General features: G+C 35.3%; 1 protein-coding gene. It reads left to right on the top strand.

The window, feature by feature from the left end:
- Positions 1 to 174: 174 nt before the first annotated feature.
- Positions 175 to 939 (top strand): tetratricopeptide repeat protein, encoded by a 765-nt coding sequence (locus AC1D69_RS24995; RefSeq protein WP_495458811.1) that lies wholly within the window; start codon positions 175 to 177, stop codon positions 937 to 939.
- Positions 940 to 1,231: the final 292 nt, after the last annotated feature.

Genomic DNA, 1,231 nt, shown 5'->3' on the forward strand with positions numbered 1-1,231 from the left:
CGCCCTTGATCGCTTAGAAGGATTTTCAAGAAGATTATTCAGGCGACACATTCAACCAGCTAAGTCTGACGACCCGTTCCCTACGGTCACTTAAGCTGCTTGAACGTCAGGAATGCCAAACGTTAGCAGAAATCATTGCGATATTAAATTAAAGTATATCCAAGGAGGAATATCATGTCTTTGTATGAACAAGGAGATGATCTATATGCAGAGGGTAAGTACAAAGAAGCGTACAGTTGCTTTATACAATCATATACAAACAATTTAGATGTTACAGACTCAATGAATTATTTAGGATGCTGCGAGTTGATGGTCGGAAATTATGAAGCAGCTTTAGATTGGTTTATTAGGCTTAGTGAGATGGAGCCAACTTGGGAACGGCCAATTACAAATATAGGACGTGTATACTTAAAGCAAGGAAGACTTACTGAAGCTTATGAACAATTCAAGCAAGCAATTAAAGTAAACAATCAATCAGAAGATACCTTCTATTATCTTGGCTTATATTTCGAACGTATCAATAATTTAGTACAAGCAAAAAAAGCATATGAAGAATCTCTAGATATTAATAGCGACCGAGAAGAACCAAGATTAAATTATGGACTAGTACTTTGGAAGTTAGATCAACGTAAAGAGGCAATAGTAGAGTTTAACAAGCTTCTTGAACAAAATCCAAATAACAAAGATGCGTTATGGAATCTCGGTTTGATGAATATTGAAGAAAATAATTACTATGTAGCTTTAGAATATTTGGAGAGGCTATTTAACTATAAAGAACTTGATATTGAGTTATATTTTGAACTTAGTAGAATAAATTACAAGCTCAAAAACTTTATTAAGTCATTAAACTTGATAGAAAGAATCCTTGAAATAGAACCCACTAATAAAAAGGCATTAAAACTTAAAGTGATATTAGATGACTGCTTAAGCAACTCATAGAAGGCAATGACATCAGCTAACATAACATTTCTGCGTCGTCGCATGCGCTCCTAGGTCGCCAAGATGATTTTCGGAGAAGTGGATTCAGGCGACACATTCAACCAGCTAAGTCTGACGACCCGTTCCCTACGGTCACTTAAGCTGCTTGAACGTCAGGAATGCCAAACGTTATACGCAACCCCTTTGAGATTGATAACCCAATGAAACCTAGTAACAACAAATAAATAAAGGTGATAGATCAGATTAAATCAAGGATAATAGAAGGAAGAGAAAAATCATAAATGAATGAAAT

This window comes from Paenibacillus sp. Y301 (genome assembly GCF_059445505.1).

What these genes read in the sequence shown, in the direction of transcription:
- AC1D69_RS24995 (WP_495458811.1), top strand. Translation starts at nt 175, where the DNA reads ATGTCTTTGTATGAACAAGGAGATGATCTATATGCAGAGGGTAAGTAC.